We start from the raw sequence: 17,453 nt of genomic DNA, 5'->3' as shown, positions 1-17,453 counted from the left end.
GCGTTGCCCCATGCGCGGCTTGCTGCTTAATCCTTTATGAAGCAGACACCGTCCAAGCAAACGTTCGCCGGTCGGCGCATCGTGGTAACCCGTCCGCGTGAGCAGGCGACTGAATGGCGCGCCCGCCTTGAGGCGCTGGGCGGCGAGGTGATCGAGCTGCCGCTCATCCAAGTTAGCAAAGAGGTTAACTTGGATACGCTCGCCGAGGTGTTTCAGGAAATCGGCACCTACGAGTGGATCGTCTTCACGAGCGTGAATGGCGTGAAATATTTTTTCGAGGAATTCCACCGCATCTATGACGACATCCGTTCCTTCGGGCTGATGCGCGTCGCAGTCGTGGGCGAAGCGACCGCCGCGGCGGTTCGCGAGAAATACCTGCGCGTGGAAATCCAGCCGAAGAAGGCCAGCGGCGAAGAACTTGCCAAGGCGCTGATCGAGCGAGAAGGCATGGACAGCGCCAAGGTGCTCGTCATCACGGGTAACAAAAACCGCGAAGCGCTCGTCGAGAAACTCGAGGAAGCGCGCGCCATCGTCGACACGTTGCCCGTTTACAAAACGGAAGAAACCGATCTCGCGAAAGACCCCGTGGCTGGCGATTTCCGGGCGAAAGGCGCGGACGCGATCTTGTTCGCAAGTCCGTCTGCGGTGCAGTCGTTTTTCGACCAGGCGCCAGCGCTGAAGCTCGCCGCCAAGGCGAAGCGCCCGCTCACGGGCAGCATCGGCCCGAGCACGACCGCGGCGATGAAGCAACTCGGCCTGCCCATCGATTTCGAAGCGACTGAGGCCAACGTGGATTCATTGCTCGAAGCGTTGAATCAGGCGCTGGCAAAACGCTAATTGCCGCCATCGTAGCTAACGATTGCAGGCTTCACATTGGCGAAAATTAGCGAAGATTAGCGGTCCAAAATGAAAGTCCCGTTTCTCGACCTCAAGCTTCAGCACCAAGCCATTCGCACCGAAGTCCTCGCGGCGCTCGCCGACACTTACGACCACACACGTTTCTGTCTCGGCAAGGACGTGGAAAATTTCGAGCAGGCCTTCAGCGCGACGCTCGGTTACTCCCGCACGCTCGGCATGAACAGCGGCACGTCGCCGTTGCACGTCGCGTCGATCGCCGGCGGTTTTGGGCCGGGCGATGAGATTATCACGACTCCCTTCACGTTCGCGTCGAGTTGCTGGGGCATCAGCTACGTAGGCGCGACGCCGGTGTTCGTCGATATCGACGCCGACACGTGGTGCATCAGCCCGGAGGCGATTGAAAAAGCGATCACCCCGAAAACGAAAGGCATCGTGGTCGTGCACATTTTCGGCCAGCCAGCGCGCATGGACGAAATCATGGCGGTCGCGAAACGGCATAATTTGTTCGTCGTGGAAGATTGCGCGCAGTCCGTCGGCGCGACGTATCGCGGCCAACCGGCGGGCGCGATTGGTGATTGCGGCACGTTCAGTTTTTACCCGACGAAAAATCTCGGCGCGTGCGGCGAGGGCGGGGCGTTTGTTTCGAAGCATGCGGCGGTCATGGACCAGGCGCAGTTGTTGCGCGTGCACGGGTCGCCGAAACGGTATTCGCACACGGAAGTGGGTTTTAATTTCCGCATGGATGGGTTCCAGGGTGCGGTGCTTAACATCAAGATTAAGAAACTCGCGGGCTGGACGGCGCGCCGCCGTGAAATCGCCGCGAAGTATCGCGCCGGTATCACGCGCAGCGACGTGCAGTTGCCGATCGTGCCGGCCTACGGCGAAAGCGTGTGGCATCAGTTTACACTATTGCATCCACAACGCGATGCTCTGCGCGTGCACTTGGAGAAAAACGGTGTCGGCACGGAAATCATTTATCCCGGCCCGATGCATCGCCAGCCGTGTTATGCGTCGCTCGGCTACAAGGAAGGGAGTTTACCGATCGCGGAGAAGACCAGCGCGACCTGCGTGAGTCTGCCGATCTTTCCGGAACTGACCGACGAACAGGTCGCGCATGTAATCGCGTCGGTGAATTCGTTTTGAAATGGCCGCCGCGTGGCACCTTGCGCAGATCAACATCGGGCGCATCGTCGCTCCGATGGACGACCCGCGCATGGCCGAATTTGCCGCGGCACTTACCGAGATAAACGCGCTCGCCGAAAGTAGTCCCGGGTTTGTCTGGCGGTTGAAAGACACCGGCGGCGACGCGACTTCTATTCAGGCGTTTCCGGATCCACTGATATTGGTGAACATGTCCGTATGGACCAACGTGGAGTTGTTGAAGCACTACGTTTACCGGAGCGTGCACGGAAAATTTTTTGCTCGCCGGCAAAACTGGTTCGAGAAATCCGAGACGGCGCACCTCGCGCTATGGTGGATTCCCGCGGGCCACGTTCCAACGGTCGCGGAAGCAAAAGAACGTCTGGCTCTCTTGGACGAACGCGGCCCCAGTGAACGCGCCTTCACATTCCGCGAACCGTTTCACGCGCCAACTGAAGGGAGCACATCATGATCAACGGTATTCGCATCAAAGTCTGCGGCATCACGTCGCTCGTGGACGCGGAAGCGGCGGACGCCATTGGGGCGGACTCGCTAGGATTTATTTTCTACGCGAAATCTCCGCGTTGCGTCGCTGCGCAACAATACCAAGCGATGAAAAACCTGTTGCCTGAGCGCCGGCGCGTGGCGGTTTCAGTTGAACCGACGCGCGATGAACTCACCGCGCAGTTGGCGCTCGGGTTCGAGCATTACCAGATCCACTTCAACGTCGACACCGCTCTCGAAACCATCGCGATGTGGTCTGAGGTTGTTGGTAAAGATGAACTGTGGCTCGCCCCGCGTCTGCCCGTGGGTGTCGATGTCGCGCCCGAATGGTTGCCGTTCGCGCAGACGTTCCTGCTCGATACATTTCACAAAGACAAAATCGGCGGCACCGGTAAGACGGGGGACTGGGGGAAGTTTAAACGTCATCGCCTGCAGCATCCGCAGCACCACTGGATTCTATCGGGCGGACTTTCGCCGGACAATGTCGTCGACGCTATCCGCGCCACGGGTGCGAACCGGATCGACGTGAACAGCGGCGTAGAGTTGTCACCGGGAATCAAAAGCCCGGCGAAACTGAACGCGTTGGCCGCGGCGATGAAGACGCTCTAAGGGTGAAAATATCGCCGGGCGCTTTGATCAAGGTGCGCTGTGGGTGACGCGTGAGAAAACGAGGAAGACTGCGGGCACGCAGTTATGCAAAATATGCAACGCAGCCGTCATGCCGATGGCCTGCCAGGTGGAGCGTTTTTGCCAGGTGACGTAGCACATGGAGAAAATATAAAAGCTCCAAAAAATCTGCAGGCCCCACCACGGCGCGGCGAGCGAGTGGAATCCGGCCCACATGAGCGCAGAGGCGAGGGGCACGAATTCTTCACGTTTGATAAAAACCCTGATCAGCCAAAAGAGCGGCACCATGAGCAACGTCTCCGCGACTGGCGCGAAGAAGCACATCGCGAACAACACTCGGGGCAGCGAGAAACTGGAGAAGTCCGGCCAAGGGGTATGCGTTATGAAGTTGAACGCGGCGACGATCAATAAAGTCAGCGGCACATCGAGGAACCACGCGCGAGCGAGGTAACTGGTGCGCCTCTGGTTCGGGTCGGACAGGCTTTGCCAGAAACGAGCCAAAGGGAAGTTAGCAGGCGAGGACGGCAACGGGGCGTGGGGATAATTTGCGGAGCGCATGGTCGGGCGGTGCGATTAATGACACGTCCGAAACCGTGTGGTCTCGTGGAGCGAAGCTGAGTCGTGAATAGGTAATTTTCCGATTAGTTACGATTGAACCTCGCGTGCTAACCGCGGCGCCGGCGACTGCGTTTCGCCGGAGTGTGACCTTTCCAGAACCACCAAAAACTCCCGAGCAGCAGTGCGGCACCGATTCCGTAATACTGGTGATGCGTCAGCACGCGGGTTTTGCCGTCGATGCCAGTCTTTAAATAAACACCCGCGGTCTCGGCTTTGGCGGCGAGCGATAAGCTGCGCTCGTAACCGCCATAGATAAACCAAAGCCCGCCACCAAAAGCGACGAGGGCGATGAGGAGTTGGAAGAAACGGTGCATGCGCGGAGAGACTCGTGCTTCAAGTCGACCGCATCACACTCAGAACGGCATGCCACCGCGGCCTTTCATTTGCTCCATCTGGCGCATCATCTTTTTTGCGCCGCCGCCTTTCATCATCTTCATCATTTTCTGCATCTGCTCGAACTGTTTGAGCAGCTGATTCACTTCGACGACTTTTACGCCGGCGCCTTTGGCGATGCGGATGCGACGGTTGCCATTTAAAATCTGTGGCTTGCGGCGCTCTTGCAGCGTCATCGAGTAGATAATCGCTTCGGTGCGAGCCATTTGTTTTTCGGAATCGTCGGGCAATTGCACGCCGCTCATGCCCGGCATCATGCCCATGATCGACTGCATCGAGCCCATCTTTTTGACCTGCTGCATTTGCGCGAGGAAGTCTTCCAAATTGAAATCCGCCTTGCGCATTTTCTCCGCCATGCGCTCGGCTTCTTTCTGGTCGATGTTTTCCTGCGCTTTTTCGACGAGCGACACGACGTCGCCCATGCCGAGGATGCGCGAGGCGAGGCGATCAGGATAAAACACCTCGAAGTCCGCCGTCTTCTCGCCGGTGCCGATGAATTTAATCGGCACGCCCGTGACCGACTTGATCGAAAGCGCTGCGCCGCCGCGGGCGTCGCCGTCGAGTTTCGTGAGAATCAAGCCCGTCAGGCCAAGCGCTTCGTGGAAGGCTTTGGCGACGTTCACCGCTTCCTGGCCGAGCGCGCCGTCGGCGACGAGGAGGACTTCGTCGGGCTGGATGCGGGCGTGGAGCTTTTTAACTTCCTCGATCAGTTCGGCGTCGATCTGAAGGCGACCGGCGGTGTCGAACAGAATGACGTCGGCGTTTTGCTGCAGCGCGATATCGAGCGCGGTCGCGCCGATAGCGGGCACATCTTTCGAGGTGCGGTCGGCGTAGAGTCCGAGTTCTTCCTGCTTCGCGAGAATTTCGAGCTGGTCGATGGCGGCGGGACGATAGACGTCGCACGCGACGACAAACGGACGTGCGCCTTTCTTTTTGAGGAGTTTGCCCAGCTTCGCGGTCGACGTGGTTTTGCCGGAGCCGTGCAAACCGACCATCAATACTTTTAGCGGGCGCTTTTGACCGAGTTCGGTGGAGCCTTCACCAAGCAATTTAACGAGCTCGTCATGGATGATTTTGACGACTTGCTGGCCGGGCGTGACGGATTTGAGGACGTTCTGGCCCATGCAGGCGAGCTGCACGCGATCGATAAATTCCCGGGCGACCTTGAAATGGACGTCGGCGGCGAGGAGGGCGGCGCGCACTTCTTTGAGCGCGTCGGCCATGTTGGCTTCGGACAGGGTGCCGACGCCGCGGAGGTTGCGGAGGGCGCCGGACAGTTTCTCGGTTAGGCTTTCGAACATGGGAGCACCGGACTGAAACCACTAATGGACACGAATAAACACAAATCTTAGCCGCCGCGCCGGCCAACTATCGCTTGCCAGTCGTGCTCTCCCTCGCGAAGGTCTGGTTCAAATGAGTTCCGCACCGCGCATCGTCGCTATTGTTGGCCGTCCCAATGTGGGCAAAAGCCGCCTGTTCAACCGGCTGGCCAAAAAGCGCATTTCCATCGTGCACGACATGCCCGGCGTCACGCGCGACGTGTTGAGCACGGAAATCAAGGACGGCGAATACACGCTCCTCGACACGGGCGGCCTCGGTTTGACCGGCAGCGATACGCCGGCACGGATCACGAAGGCTTCGGAGGAACAGGTGCAGTTCGCGATCGAGGCGGCCACGGTGATTTTGTTTACCGTCGATGCGCGCGAAGGCGTTATCCCGCTCGATGAGCGGATCGCGCAAATGCTCCGCAAAAGCAAAAAGCACGTCCTGCTCGTCGCCAACAAGGCCGACAGCGGTAAGGAAAAAGTGCCGGACTTCTCGGAGTTTTATCGGCTGGGATTTGGCGAACCGTTTTTCATTTCCGCCGAGCACGGCAACGGCGAAGCGGAATTGCGCACCGCGATTCTCGAAAAACTCGGCCCGGTTGCCGCGAAATCCGACGAAGAAAAAGAGCGCCTGCACATCTGCTTCGTGGGCCGCCCGAACGTCGGCAAATCCTCGTTGAGCAACCGCCTCCTGAAGAGCGATCGCTTGATCGTCAGCGACGTGCCCGGCACCACCCGCGACGCCATCGAACTCGATTTCACGTTCGTAAATAAGGACGAGAAAAACTGGCTCTTTCGCCTCGTCGACACCGCCGGCATCCGGGCTTCGACGAAGCTGTCGTCGTCGGTCGAATATTTTTCGCGCCTGCGTTCCATGGAAGCGATCCACAATTCCGACGTGATGTTCATGGTGCTCGACGCCATGGACGGTGTCACGATGCAGGACAAAGCCATCGCGGGCGAAATCGTGAAGGCCGCGAAGCCAATCGTGATCGTCGTGAACAAATGGGATCTTGTTCACGCGGCGATTCGGCGCGGTGAACTTAAGCAGTTTAAAAACGAACGTGATTTCCGTGAGAAGTTCGAGAAGGCGTTGTTTAATCAATTATTCTTCACGCCGGGTGCGCCCGTGATGTTTGTGTCCGCGCTGACCGGCCACGAAATCGAACGCATGCTCCGCGCCGCGCGCGCCCTCGACCAGCGCATGGAGACGAAGATCCCGACCGCGAAGCTCAATGACGCCATCGTCGAACTCGCCGACCGCACCCCGCCGCCCGCAACTTTCGGCACGCGCTTCCGTGTTTACTACGCGACGCAGACCGGCACGCGTCCGTTCCGCATGAAACTTTTCTGCAATCAGGAGCGCTCGCTGACGGAATCGTATCGCCGCTACCTTGAAGCCGGTCTCGTGGAAAAATTCGGCCTCGAAGGCTGCCCAATCCATTTCGACGTGATCGGTAAGAAAAAGCGCTCTGCCGCCGACCGCCTCGCGGCGAAGAACACAAAACGTAATTTGGAAGCTGCCGAAGCGGGCGATGATGCAACCGATGACTTCGATCCGGGTCTGTTGGATGACTAACTCATGCCACGACTCGTCTTCATGGGTTCGGACGCCATCGCGCTGCCCGCGCTAAACTGGCTGACAGGCGCGGGGCGCGGCGTTGCCGAAATCGTCGGAGTATTCACGCAACCCGACCGCGCAGTCGGTCGCGGTCAAAAGATTCAGCCCAACGAAATCAAACTCTGGGCGCAGGCCCGCGGAATCCCTGTTTATCAGCCGGAGAAATTCGGCCCGACCGACGAGCAGCAACTCGCCGCCTTAAAGCCCGACCTCACGCTCGTGATGGCTTACGGGCATATTTTAAAACAAGCAGTGATTGCCACGCCGAGCCTCGGCACGCTCAACCTGCACACGTCGATCCTGCCGAAATACCGCGGCGCTTCGCCGATTCAAACCGCAGTCGCAAGCGGCGAAACCGAAACCGGCGTCACGCTCATGCGCATCGTGCCCGAACTCGATGCCGGCCCGGTCGCCGATGTGGAGCGCGTGCCGATCTCGCCCCGCGATACCGCACTCGAAATCGAAGCCAAGCTCGCGGAAGCCTGCGTGCCGTTGCTCGCGCGCGCATTGCCGAAAATTATTTCCAGCGAACAGGGTTTCGCCGACCAAGTCGGGGCGGATGCGACGTTCTGCCGCAAGCTGCACAAGCACGACGGCGTGCTCGACTTCACGTCTTCAGCCGGCGTGCTCGCGGCGCGCATCAATGGCCTCATGCCGTGGCCCGCGTGCACGATCGATCTCGATGGCCAGCCGGTGAAAGTTGGCCTCGCCGACGCGCTTTCTGACGGTGGGAAAATCGGTGAAGTGCTTGGCACTGACGCCGAAGGTTTATTGATCGGCACCGGGCAGGGCACGCTGCGTGTGTTGAAACTTCAACGCGCCGGCGGCCGCATGTTGCCGGCGCTGGAATTCCTGCGCGGCTCGCCGGTTGCGGCTGGCACGGAAGTCGTTTCAAAACCGATGCCCGCACTCGTCGGCCGCGAACCGTTTCCTCGACTCAAGAGCTAGCTTGTTTTTGGGCCAAAATTTCCAACCATGATTCTCATGCGTAACCGTATTTTATTTTTCGCAGGATTGTTCGCTGCCGCGTTTGTGTATGCCACCGCGCAAGAACAACAGGCTCGCGTCGAAATGGCCAACCTTCGTCAGGACGTCATGCTGCTCTCGCAACGCGTGGGCGAACTCGCGATGACCGTCGAACAACTCAACCGCGACAACGCCGCGCTGCAGGCGAAAACTTCCGAGAGCTACGTCACGATTGCGCAGCTCAACGCCGCCATCGCGGACCTCAATCGCACGCTTCAAAACGGCCTCGCCGACCAGAAGCGCGACGTGCTCGCGCAAGTTTCCACGCAGATGACACGTCTGGGTAGCCAGACGAACGCCGCGCTCGATTCCCTCGCTAAATCCCAGGCCGCCCGCCCGGTCGTGCAGACCAGTTTCAGCGAAAATTTTCCGAAGGAAGGCATCAATTATACGGTGCAATCCGGCGACACGCTTTCGTCCATCGCCCAAAAAAATAATTCCCGCGTCACCGATATCCGCAACGCCAACAAGATCACGGACGATAGTAAAATCCGCGTCGGCCAGACCTTGTTTATTCCGCAGCGCTAACCCTCCCCATGGCTAAACCCACGCAATCTCGTCTCGGCCGCGGCCTCGGCGCCCTCATCACCAGCGGCACCACGCCCGCTAAAACTCCCGCCCCGGTTGCTCCCTCAACTCCCGCCGCGTCCGCCGTCGCTGCGGCGCCTGTGGCGAAACCAGTGGTTCCCGATGGCCTGACCGGCTACCGCGAAATCGCGACTGCGCAGATCGAGCCGAACCCGTATCAGCCGCGCAAAGAATTCCTGCCGGAGCAACTCAACGATCTCGTCGAAAGCATCCGCGCGGAAGGTTTGCTGCAGCCGATCGTGGTGCGTCAGGTAGGCGATAAGTTTCAACTCATCGCCGGTGAACGCCGTTGGCGCGCTTTTCAGCAGCTCAAAATCAAATCGATCCCCGCGCGTGTGATGACGTCGAGCGACGCTTCATCCGCGTCGCTGGCAATGATCGAAAATCTGCAACGCGCCGATTTGAACCCGCTCGAAGAAGCGCATGGTTACGCGAGTCTCATCCGCGATTTCGATCTCACGCAGGAAGCCGCGTCGCAACGCGTCGGTAAAGGTCGCGCCACCGTCGCCAATTCGCTGCGCTTGCTTTCGCTCGAAGCTGAACTCCAAGGCTACGTCGGCAAAGGCCTGCTCAGCGTCGGGCACGCTAAAGTGTTGTTAGGCGTCGAAAATTCCGCCGAGCGTATCGTGGTTGCCCGCCGCGCGTTGGAGCAGGGGCTCAGCGTCCGTGCGTTGGAAGAATTGCTGAAGCAAAAGTCCGCCGTGAGTGGCGGCGCTCCCGGTAAAACCCGCAAACTCCCCACTGCGACCTCGACCGCGCTGGCCGACGTGGAAAAACGCCTGACGTCGCATCTCGGCGCGCGCACCAGTCTGAAGCATTCCCCCAAACGTGGCCGCATCATCATCGAGTATCACGGGAACGAGGATCTCTCGCGCGTTTTGGAAAAGATCGGCGTTACGCTCTAAAGCTATTTCGTTTACCCGAGGTCGCTTACGGGTCGTGGGCGTTTTGGTTCCATCCCCGAAACCTGATCAAAACTGCCCGCGCGCGATATCAGAACTTTGGTTGACAAAGCCACGGCGACTCCGTTGGTTCTGCCCCTTTTATGAGCCTGATTATTGGTCTTCTTACCTTCGTCCTCGTCATCACTTCGCTGTTTCTCGTGTTGGTCGTGCTTATGCAACGCGCCAAGACCGACGGCGGCATGGGCGCTGCCATGGGTGGCAGCAGCATGGAATCGGCCTTCGGTGCCGACACCTCCAATGTGCTCAGCGGCGCGACAATCAAGGCTTCCATCGTTTTCTTCGTGGTAGCGTTCGCGCTTTACCTCGCGCACATCGCTCAGGCCAAAAAGGTTGAGGCCGTCGACGGCGCGCTGCCGACCGTGCCGGCTTCCGCGCTTCCTGCGCCGACTCCGCAACCTGTGACCGTAACCCCGGCACCGGCTCCCGTTGAGACCAAGAATCCTTAATCTCTCAAGCCCGGCCACTCGCCGGGCTTTCTTATTTGCGCTGGTGCTGATCGCCGTCCCGGGCGGACTGAAGGCGCAAGCGACTCGTTACCGTCCGGCGGCGAACTACACTGCCGGTGGCAAAGCCGACCAAAGCGAGGGCGCGAAAATCTTAAGTGATTTCCGCCAAGCCGGCATTGCTGGCACTTACTGGCTGGAATTCCAACTCCGCGTGATGCCGCGCAAAGGCGATGAGCGCACGTTGAAGGGCCATCTGCTTGGCTCGCGGAACGAACACGGCCCGATCTCACGGCTCACGCTGGCCGGCGGGGACGGCGGCATTGCCGCGGAACGTCGCTGGCTAATCCAAAGCGGCCCCAAACCCGCCGCGTGGCAATGGGCCGGCGACACGGCCAAGACCGCGGAACTCGCCGCAGGCGACGCGTTCACGTCCATTGGTGGCACCGATCTCACGCTCTTTGATTTGCAGATGCCGTTCATTTATTGGCCGGACTTTATTTACGAAGGCGTGGCCAAAGTGCGTGGCCGGCCCGCGCACAGCTTCTTGTTTTATCCGCCAGCGGATCTGGCGGCGGCGCGACCCGCGTTGACGGGGGTGCGCGTGCTTCTCGACACCCAATTCCAAGCCCTCGTGCAAGCTGAGTTGCTCGGTGCAAAAGGCGCCTCTGAGAAAACCATCAGCATTCTCGACCTGAAAAAAACGGGCGAACAGTGGATCGTGAAGTCGATCGACCTGCGCAATAACCTGACACGCGATAAAACCCGGATCACGTTCACCGCCGCGTCGCTCAACCTCACATTGCCCGCCGACACGTTTTCGCCGGACGCGCTCGCGCAAGAACCGCTGGCGTTGGCTGAGGCCAAAATCGAACGCTTTTGACCAGTTATGACCGACGATACCGCCAGACCTTTTCCCATTCAGATGGAGGTCGAGTTCATCGACCGCCTGCATGAACCTGTGCGCGACAACAAAGCTAAGTCGGTGAGCGAAATCATTCGCAATGCGCTCGAAAAATTCAGCTTCGAGAACGCCGTCGTGATGCATCCTGTGCACACCCAGATTTCCGTGCGCTTGCCGGCCGAGATTCGGAAAAACTTGAAGCGCGTGTCGCGCAGCAAACACACGAGCATCGGCCACCTGGTGCGCGCCGCCGTGGAGGCCTATTTACCGGAACTGGAAGCGTTGCCGCATCCCGATGAACCCAAGCCGGCGCCGAAACGGAAACCGGTGAAAAAGAAACGCACCGCCAAAGCGCTTCTCGCGAAGAAAAAACGGTCGAAGGCGAAGCGCTGAGGCGGGCAAATTTGGGCGTAGCTATGACAGCCGCCCGGCAACGCCTGTCTTGCCAAGACGAACGTCAGACTTTTGATTTCAATTCCGAATGAGCACTCCGCATCCGTTGTCTACTTGGGCCCGTAATGTCTCGCCGTCGCCGACTCTCGCAATCGACGCGAAAGCCAAAGCCATGCTGGCTGCCGGCGAAGACGTCTGCAGCTTCGCCGCCGGCGAACCGGACTTCGATACTCCCGATTTCATCAAGGAAGCCGCCATCGCCGCGCTCAAAGGTGGCAAAACGAAATATGCGCCCACGCCCGGCATCGAACCGCTGCGCGTCGCGATCGCGGAACGCTACGCCGTCGAATACGGCTACAAAATCGCGTCGTCCCAAGTCGTCGTTTCGCCCGGCGGAAAATATTCCTGCTACCTCGCGATTCTCGCGACCTGCAATCCCGGCGACGAAGCGATCATTCCCGCGCCGTTCTGGGTGAGCTATCCCGAGATGGTGAAACTCGCCGGCGCGACGCCGAAGTTCGTGCTGTGCGACGACCAGAGCGGTTTCAAACTGACGCCCGCGCTCCTCGAAGCCGCGATCACGCCGAAGACGAAGCTCCTCATTCTGAATTCACCTTCGAATCCGACCGGCGCGATCTACACACGTGCAGAACTCGCGGCGCTCGCCGACGTGTGCGTGAAGCACAATCTTTACGTGCTCGCCGACGAAATGTATGAGCACCTGATTTACGACGGCAACGTGCCGGTGAACTTCGCTATGCTCGGCACCGAAGTGGAAAAACGCACCATCACGATCGCAGGTTTTTCGAAGAGCTACTCGATGACCGGCTGGCGCCTCGGCACGTTGGTCGCGCCCGCGCCGATCGCGAAAGCCTGCGCGGAGCTGCAAAGCCAGATGTCCTCGAACGCCACAACCTTTGCCCAATACGGCGCGCTCGCGGCGTTAAAGGAGAAGGCCAAGGCCGACGCGGCGTTGGCGGAAATGAAGGTGGCGTTCGACCGCCGCCGTAAATTCCTGCACGCCGAGTTGAATAAAATCTCCGGCGTCTCGTGTTTGCTCGCCGGTGGCGCGTTCTACCTTTTTCCGAATATCTCCAGCTTTGGGCTCAAGGACGTCGATTTCTGCGCAAAGCTCCTCGAACAGGAGAAAGTCGCCGCCGTTCCTGGCTCGGCGTTCGGGGCCGAAGGTTACCTACGGCTCAGCTACGCCACGAGCGACGACATTATCCGTAAGGGTGTGGAACGCCTCGCTCGTTTCTGCGCGACGTTGAAACGCTAACGAGGTTTCTCGCGAAAATTTCGGGCAATCGCGCGCGTCACGCGCCTGATTGCCCGTTTTCGTTTTAGATTATTTGCGCAGAGGCAGAACGGCGCGGAGCCGTGGCTCACGCAAGTAGATGCCTGCCCAGACGACCACGCCGATGATGATCTGCGTATGAAACGGATCGCCGACACGGACATGGGTGAGAATCGCTCCGCCCATGTAGCCGGTGAGCAGCACGGCACCGAGCACCGCAGTGCGGGGAATCAAATAAATCACGGCACAAATCAGTTCGAGGACGCCGATCTTAGGAATCAGATCCACGGTCATGCCGATGTGCGCGAGGTTTTCGAGCAGCTTGGGATCATCTTTTTGCGCGATGATTTTCATCACGCCGCTGCCGATTAACGCAATGCCCACCAAACCGGTAAGAATGTAACCGGTCACGCGGGCGCCTTTGGATGGAGTAGGGATTTCAGGGTTCATAGTGTGTAGGATGAGTTAAAATATCAGGGATGCGTTTTCAGATAATTTTCGAGACGGTCGAAGTTCTCTTCGTTGGCGTGGGTGATGAAGCTGCGGAGATTAGGCGGTTGTTCGCGATCCACGAAATCCATGTGCCAGGTCAGGCGTGAACGTGTGGCGCTGATTTCATCAAAAATCAGAGTCATCGTGAACCGATGCGTGGGTTGGAAATGTTTAAACACGACACGTTCCGGCACGATCACTTCGGTAAATTCCTTACGGTTCGGATAATTGGCGCCGTTGGGTCCGTGCATGGTGAACAGCCATTCGCCGCCGGCGCGCAGGTCGAATTTTTCGAAGGTGTTGGTGAATCCTTTGGGCCCCCACCAATGCGGGAGTTGCTGCGGGTCGCTAAATGCGCGGAAGAGCCTTTCCCTCGACACCGGAAATTCACGCGTGCTGAGGATCGAGAACGATTGATCAGGTGCGGACATGTTAACGGGCTGCGGTAGATGCTTCGGAAACCTTTTTTAATTGAGCCAGGCCTTCCTCGAATTGTCCGCCGGCCATCTTATCCATCGAAATAAAGAGACAGAAAATGCGTCCGATATACGGAGTCTTTCCGCTCATGCTCCACGTGACGGTGGTTTGGTTCGCCTGGGACGCGAAGGTGAACTCCACCTGATTGTCGCACGGAAACGGTTTAAACATTTCCAGGCGCATGCGGATCAATTCGGACGGCTGGCTTTCGGTGATGGTGATGCGGCCTTCGCCGGCCTGGCTGTTACCTTGCCATTCTTGGATCGCGCCGGTGCCCGTCGGTGCTCCGCTCAGGGTCTTCTTCATGGCCGGATCTATTTTTTCGTAAGGCGACCAAGCCGGCCATTTTTTGAAGTCGTTCACCTGTGCAAACACGACCGTGGCCGGGGCTTGGATTGTGGCGGAACGCGTAACAACGAAATCCGGAGACTTGAAGGCCGCGATAATGAGGATAAGCGCGATGATCGCGCCGAGACCAATGAGGATTTTAATAAGCATGGCAGGTAGGGTTAAAGTTGCGCTGTTTCGCAGGTGTCGATGGCGATCAAGGCCACGAGGCCGGACAGGACGATAAGGCAAATTATCATGAGGAAAAGCGGTTAAAGCGTGCAGACTACCGCGACGAGCCGATCGAGGCTCTCGCTCCAGCCTTGGTGGAAACCCATTTGCGTGTGTTTCTCGCGGTCGTTCGCCGACCAGTGACGCGCGATTGCTGTATAGCGCGTGCGCTCCTCCGGTAATGCTTCGAAGCTGATAATCCCGAGCATGAAGGGCTGTTCCGGAGTAGTCCAACTCGGGCCAAACGCGTCGGTGAAGACGATGCGTTGGTTAGGCACGATTTCGAGAAACACGCCGCTCGTCGGATAATCGGTGCCGTCCGGCGCGCGCATGACCGTTCTAAAAATGCCACCCGGGCGGAGTTCCATTTCGCAGACGGGCGTCGTGATGCCGTGCGGTCCCCACCATCGCGGCAAGTGCTGCGTCCACGCGGTGAACACTTTTTCGCGCGGAGCGTCGATAACACGGGTGAGCACCAAGTCGCGACTTGCGTCAGTCGTTTGTGGTTCAGCGAAACTGGAGTCGGTGCCGGACATGGCGGGTGGTTTATTATTCGACGAGCGGCGCGGTGCTTTCCGGACAGGCCTGATTGAAGTGGGAGCATTCAGAGTGAAGTTCACCCAGCTGTGCGGAAATCATCATGGCAATATCCGCGGCGCTCAGATCGCCGCGCCGATCCAGTGTAAAAGCCAACTCCACCAACTCGCCGCGAATCGTTTCGAGCCGGTGGAGGAAGTGCGGAGTTTCGCTCATAGGGTGGCAGCAGCGAGCGGTCGATCGTTACGAGACGATGACCTTGAAACCACCGTAGAGCATCCGGTTGCAATCGAACGGCATGTCATTCGGGTCACACATGGCGGCGAGGCGCGGGTCCTTCATGACTTTGGCGTTCACCTTGTCGCGATGGGCGCGGGACTTGAAGACAATGTAGGAAAACACGACCGTCTCGCCTGATTTTGCGCGGATGCCCTTGGGGAAGGGCAGGCCAAATTTAACGGAGAGGTCGTCGCCGACGCATTCCTTATAGTCGAGCGCACCGTGCTCGCGCCAGATCTTGGCGCCTTTTTTTGCGGTGGAGAGATAAGCAGCGATTTTGTTTTTCGGGACAGGGATTACGAATCCATCGACATAATTAGCCATTTTGAATGTTCCTCGATTTTGGGTTTATGTTTTGGGCGTTGGCCCGTATTCATAGTCTCAACGAATGAAACTGAGGGTTCCGGACAATGTGCGTTATTTTCGATGAACTTTGCGGTAATTGAGACGTGATGAACTTATTTTAAGCTAACCATGTCCGTAACCGGGAAGCTCGTTCGTTGTAGTTCAAAGACCAAACTCTTCGCTCAAACCCATACGCCTTATGAAGACTGTCGAAACCGCCACGGCTCCCTACATGCTGTTTTTCCGCAACACCGGCCCGGAGAATATCGCGCACCTCTCCGCGGAAGAGCGCCAGCAGTTCATCGCGCGGTGGAACACGTGGTATGACGCGCTCATCAACCAAGGCAAAGTGGCGTCCGGCCAGCCGTTGGAAATGGAAACCCGCATTGTTTCCGGCCCGGGCGGAAACCGCGTCGTGGACGGCCCGTTTCCGGAAGCCAAGGAGGCCATCGGCGGCTACGTGATGCTGCACGTGCACGATCTCGACGAGGCAACCGCGATCGCGCAGGGACATCCCGGGCTCGACTACGGTTTCAAAATCGAAATTCGCCAGTGGGTTGCGCAGTGTCACCTCGGTTTGCAGGGTCACCGCGCATCTGCGAAACCGCAAACGGCCAACGCCTGATCTCACGTGTCGCGCCTCGAAAAAAACTCTCCGGACGAATCGACGCCCACGGTAACGCCCGTCGGTAATGAGGCGGTGGCCGCGCGCACTACGCAGTTGGTGGAGCATTTTTTTCGGCACGAAACCGGCCGCTTGCACGGTGCGCTGATTCGTCTGCTCGGCGTGCAAAACATATCGCTCGCGGAGGATGTCGCGCAGGAAGCGCTTTTGAAAGCGATGCGCACCTGGTCGATTGGCGGCATCCCGCCGAATCCTTCCGCGTGGATCACGCAAGTGGCGATGAACCTCGCGCGTGATGCGCTTCGCCACCGTCGCATGTCACTCGCCAAACAGCCGAGCATCATCATGCACCTGGAACACCGCGTGCCCGATGCTGCGGTGCCCAGCGGAGAGGAAGAAATTCGCGACGATGCGTTGCGTTTGATGTTTGTGTGTTGTCACCCGTCGCTGCCACCGGACGCGCAAGTGGTGCTCGCCCTGAAAGTGCTTTGCGGTTTCTCCACCGGCGAAATTGCGCGGGCGTTTCTCAGCAGCGACGCTGCGATCGAGAAACAACTCACGCGCACCAAATCACGCATCAAGGAAACCAACACCGCGTTCGAAATTCCACAGCCAACGGAATTATCGGCGCGCCTCGACGGCGTGCTCGGCGCGATTTATTTGTTGTTCAACGAAGGCTACAAAGCGTCGGCGGGCGAAAAACTCCTGCGCGAGGATCTTTGCAAGGAGGCGCTGCGGCTACTCGCGATCCTCATCAAGCATCCGGCGGGCAACGTGCCGCGCGCTCATGCGTTGCTCGCGTTGATGTTACTGACCGCGGCGCGGTTTCCTTCACGGCTCGACGAACACGGCGCGCTCATCCGGCTCGATGACCAAGATCGCTCGAAATGGAACCAAGAGATGATCGCGCGCGGCTTGATGGAACTCGTCGCAGCCGCGCAAGGCGCCGAACTCAGCGAATATCACCTACAGGCAGGCATCGCGGCGATTCATTGCACGGCGCCCGATTACGCATCGACCGATTGGGCGCGCATCGTGGCTCACTACGACGAGCTCTATGCGCTCAAGCGTTCACCCGTCGTCGCGTTAAACCGGGCCGTGGCCCTCGCTCATTTGCGCGGTGCCCAGGCTGGTCTCGATGCCATCAAAGGCATCGAAGATCGCGACCGGCTCGAATCGAATTATTTGCTGCACGCCGTCATTGGCGAACTGCACTGGCGTCTGAAAAACAATCGCGCTGCCGCCGAGAGTTTGCGCCGCGCGCTGCAACTCGCGCATGTCGGCCCCGAGCAACTTTATCTTACCCGATTACTGCAGCGTTCCTCGCAGCTGGTATCAGAAGATAGGGACGCAGACTTCAAGCACTCCCGAAATTGAGGTGGTCGGTGGTCTCCGCATCGGCGACAGCTTGCGAACAGGCTCTCGTCCCCGGAAGGGC

General features: G+C 58.8%; 23 protein-coding genes. 14 read left to right on the top strand and 9 right to left on the bottom strand.

Annotation, left to right across the window (positions count from 1 at the left end; all coding sequences use genetic code 11):
* The first annotated feature begins 36 nt into the window (after window positions 1–36).
* The 4 genes from ACRRQW_RS18340 to ACRRQW_RS18325 all read left to right on the top strand — a co-directional run bounded on the left by ACRRQW_RS18340 (window position 37) and on the right by ACRRQW_RS18325 (window position 3,111).
* Entirely contained in the window at window positions 37–837 is an 801-nt protein-coding gene (locus tag ACRRQW_RS18340; protein ID WP_438483074.1) for a uroporphyrinogen-III synthase, read from the top strand.
* Between the two features lie 69 nt (window positions 838–906).
* Window positions 907–2,001, top strand: a complete 1,095-nt coding sequence (locus ACRRQW_RS18335) for a DegT/DnrJ/EryC1/StrS family aminotransferase (RefSeq protein ID WP_438483073.1) — start codon at window positions 907–909, stop codon at window positions 1,999–2,001.
* A 1-nt stretch (window position 2,002) separates the two neighbouring features.
* A complete protein-coding gene (locus tag ACRRQW_RS18330; protein ID WP_438483072.1) occupies window positions 2,003–2,470 on the top strand; it encodes a DUF3291 domain-containing protein in 468 nt (155 codons plus the stop codon).
* The gene (locus tag ACRRQW_RS18325) at window positions 2,467–3,111 is read left to right on the top strand and encodes a phosphoribosylanthranilate isomerase (RefSeq protein WP_438483071.1); all 645 of its coding nucleotides are present in this window, start codon (window positions 2,467–2,469) and stop codon (window positions 3,109–3,111) included. The genes ACRRQW_RS18330 and ACRRQW_RS18325 overlap by 4 nt, the downstream gene beginning before the upstream one ends.
* A 27-nt stretch (window positions 3,112–3,138) precedes the next feature.
* Here ACRRQW_RS18325 and ACRRQW_RS18320 read toward each other — a convergent pair whose 3' ends face one another.
* From ACRRQW_RS18320 to ffh, 3 genes are all read right to left on the bottom strand, one after another.
* Window positions 3,139–3,630, bottom strand: a complete 492-nt coding sequence (locus ACRRQW_RS18320; RefSeq protein WP_438483070.1) for a hypothetical protein — start codon at window positions 3,628–3,630, stop codon at window positions 3,139–3,141.
* A gap of 164 nt (window positions 3,631–3,794) precedes the next feature.
* Window positions 3,795–4,061: a hypothetical protein gene (locus ACRRQW_RS18315; RefSeq protein ID WP_438483069.1), complete on the bottom strand. Its 267-nt coding sequence runs from the start codon at window positions 4,059–4,061 to the stop codon at window positions 3,795–3,797.
* Between the two features lie 39 nt (window positions 4,062–4,100).
* Window positions 4,101–5,441 carry a signal recognition particle protein gene (ffh, locus tag ACRRQW_RS18310; protein ID WP_438483068.1) on the bottom strand — a complete coding sequence of 447 codons (1,341 nt, stop codon included), beginning with the start codon at window positions 5,439–5,441 and terminating at the stop codon, window positions 4,101–4,103.
* Window positions 5,442–5,553: 112 nt separating this feature from the next.
* On the opposite strand from ffh, the gene der reads away from it, so the two are divergent.
* From der to ACRRQW_RS18270, 8 genes are all read left to right on the top strand, one after another.
* Complete coding sequence (der, locus tag ACRRQW_RS18305) at window positions 5,554–7,044, top strand: ribosome biogenesis GTPase Der (RefSeq protein WP_438483067.1); 1,491 nt, start codon at window positions 5,554–5,556, stop codon at window positions 7,042–7,044.
* 3 nt (window positions 7,045–7,047) lie between these two features.
* Window positions 7,048–8,034, top strand: coding sequence for a methionyl-tRNA formyltransferase (gene fmt, locus ACRRQW_RS18300; RefSeq protein WP_438483066.1), 987 nt, complete (start codon window positions 7,048–7,050; stop codon window positions 8,032–8,034).
* 36 nt (window positions 8,035–8,070) lie between these two features.
* Window positions 8,071–8,640 carry a LysM peptidoglycan-binding domain-containing protein gene (locus ACRRQW_RS18295; protein WP_438483065.1) on the top strand — a complete coding sequence of 190 codons (570 nt, stop codon included), beginning with the start codon at window positions 8,071–8,073 and terminating at the stop codon, window positions 8,638–8,640.
* Between the two features lie 8 nt (window positions 8,641–8,648).
* On the top strand, window positions 8,649–9,605 hold the full coding sequence (locus ACRRQW_RS18290; protein ID WP_438483064.1) for a ParB/RepB/Spo0J family partition protein: 957 nt from the start codon (window positions 8,649–8,651) through the stop codon (window positions 9,603–9,605).
* Window positions 9,606–9,745: 140 nt separating this feature from the next.
* Entirely contained in the window at window positions 9,746–10,111 is a 366-nt protein-coding gene (gene secG, locus ACRRQW_RS18285; protein ID WP_438483063.1) for a preprotein translocase subunit SecG, read from the top strand.
* A gap of 43 nt (window positions 10,112–10,154) precedes the next feature.
* Window positions 10,155–10,991: an outer membrane lipoprotein-sorting protein gene (locus ACRRQW_RS18280; RefSeq protein ID WP_438483062.1), complete on the top strand. Its 837-nt coding sequence runs from the start codon at window positions 10,155–10,157 to the stop codon at window positions 10,989–10,991.
* A 6-nt stretch (window positions 10,992–10,997) separates the two neighbouring features.
* The gene (locus tag ACRRQW_RS18275) at window positions 10,998–11,405 is read left to right on the top strand and encodes a hypothetical protein (protein WP_438483061.1); all 408 of its coding nucleotides are present in this window, start codon (window positions 10,998–11,000) and stop codon (window positions 11,403–11,405) included.
* Window positions 11,406–11,493: 88 nt separating this feature from the next.
* Window positions 11,494–12,684, top strand: coding sequence for a pyridoxal phosphate-dependent aminotransferase (locus ACRRQW_RS18270; RefSeq protein WP_438483060.1), 1,191 nt, complete (start codon window positions 11,494–11,496; stop codon window positions 12,682–12,684).
* 69 nt (window positions 12,685–12,753) lie between these two features.
* Here the strand turns inward: ACRRQW_RS18270 and ACRRQW_RS18265 are convergent, their stop codons facing one another.
* The 6 genes from ACRRQW_RS18265 to ACRRQW_RS18240 all read right to left on the bottom strand — a co-directional run bounded on the left by ACRRQW_RS18265 (window position 12,754) and on the right by ACRRQW_RS18240 (window position 15,369).
* The gene (locus ACRRQW_RS18265; RefSeq protein ID WP_438483059.1) at window positions 12,754–13,152 is read right to left on the bottom strand and encodes a DoxX family protein; all 399 of its coding nucleotides are present in this window, start codon (window positions 13,150–13,152) and stop codon (window positions 12,754–12,756) included.
* 23 nt (window positions 13,153–13,175) lie between these two features.
* Entirely contained in the window at window positions 13,176–13,625 is a 450-nt protein-coding gene (locus ACRRQW_RS18260) for an SRPBCC domain-containing protein (RefSeq protein WP_438483058.1), read from the bottom strand.
* Between the two features lies 1 nt (window position 13,626).
* Window positions 13,627–14,169, bottom strand: a complete 543-nt coding sequence (locus ACRRQW_RS18255; protein ID WP_438483057.1) for an SRPBCC family protein — start codon at window positions 14,167–14,169, stop codon at window positions 13,627–13,629.
* A 101-nt stretch (window positions 14,170–14,270) separates the two neighbouring features.
* Window positions 14,271–14,765, bottom strand: a complete 495-nt coding sequence (locus tag ACRRQW_RS18250) for an SRPBCC family protein (protein ID WP_438483056.1) — start codon at window positions 14,763–14,765, stop codon at window positions 14,271–14,273.
* 13 nt (window positions 14,766–14,778) lie between these two features.
* Window positions 14,779–14,982, bottom strand: coding sequence for a hypothetical protein (locus ACRRQW_RS18245; protein ID WP_438483055.1), 204 nt, complete (start codon window positions 14,980–14,982; stop codon window positions 14,779–14,781).
* A 27-nt stretch (window positions 14,983–15,009) separates the two neighbouring features.
* Window positions 15,010–15,369 carry a DUF1428 domain-containing protein gene (locus tag ACRRQW_RS18240; protein ID WP_438483054.1) on the bottom strand — a complete coding sequence of 120 codons (360 nt, stop codon included), beginning with the start codon at window positions 15,367–15,369 and terminating at the stop codon, window positions 15,010–15,012.
* 220 nt (window positions 15,370–15,589) lie between these two features.
* Between ACRRQW_RS18240 and ACRRQW_RS18235 the strand changes: the two genes are divergently transcribed.
* Both ACRRQW_RS18235 and ACRRQW_RS18230 read left to right on the top strand, forming a co-directional pair.
* Entirely contained in the window at window positions 15,590–16,015 is a 426-nt protein-coding gene (locus ACRRQW_RS18235; RefSeq protein ID WP_438483053.1) for a YciI family protein, read from the top strand.
* A gap of 6 nt (window positions 16,016–16,021) precedes the next feature.
* The gene (locus ACRRQW_RS18230; RefSeq protein ID WP_438483052.1) at window positions 16,022–17,392 is read left to right on the top strand and encodes an RNA polymerase sigma factor; all 1,371 of its coding nucleotides are present in this window, start codon (window positions 16,022–16,024) and stop codon (window positions 17,390–17,392) included.
* Window positions 17,393–17,453 lie beyond the last annotated feature (61 nt).

The organism is Oleiharenicola lentus (assembly GCF_051660365.1).
Taxonomy (GTDB): domain Bacteria; phylum Verrucomicrobiota; class Verrucomicrobiia; order Opitutales; family Opitutaceae; genus Lacunisphaera; species Lacunisphaera lenta_A.
This window is presented reverse-complemented; position numbering and strand designations above follow the sequence as displayed.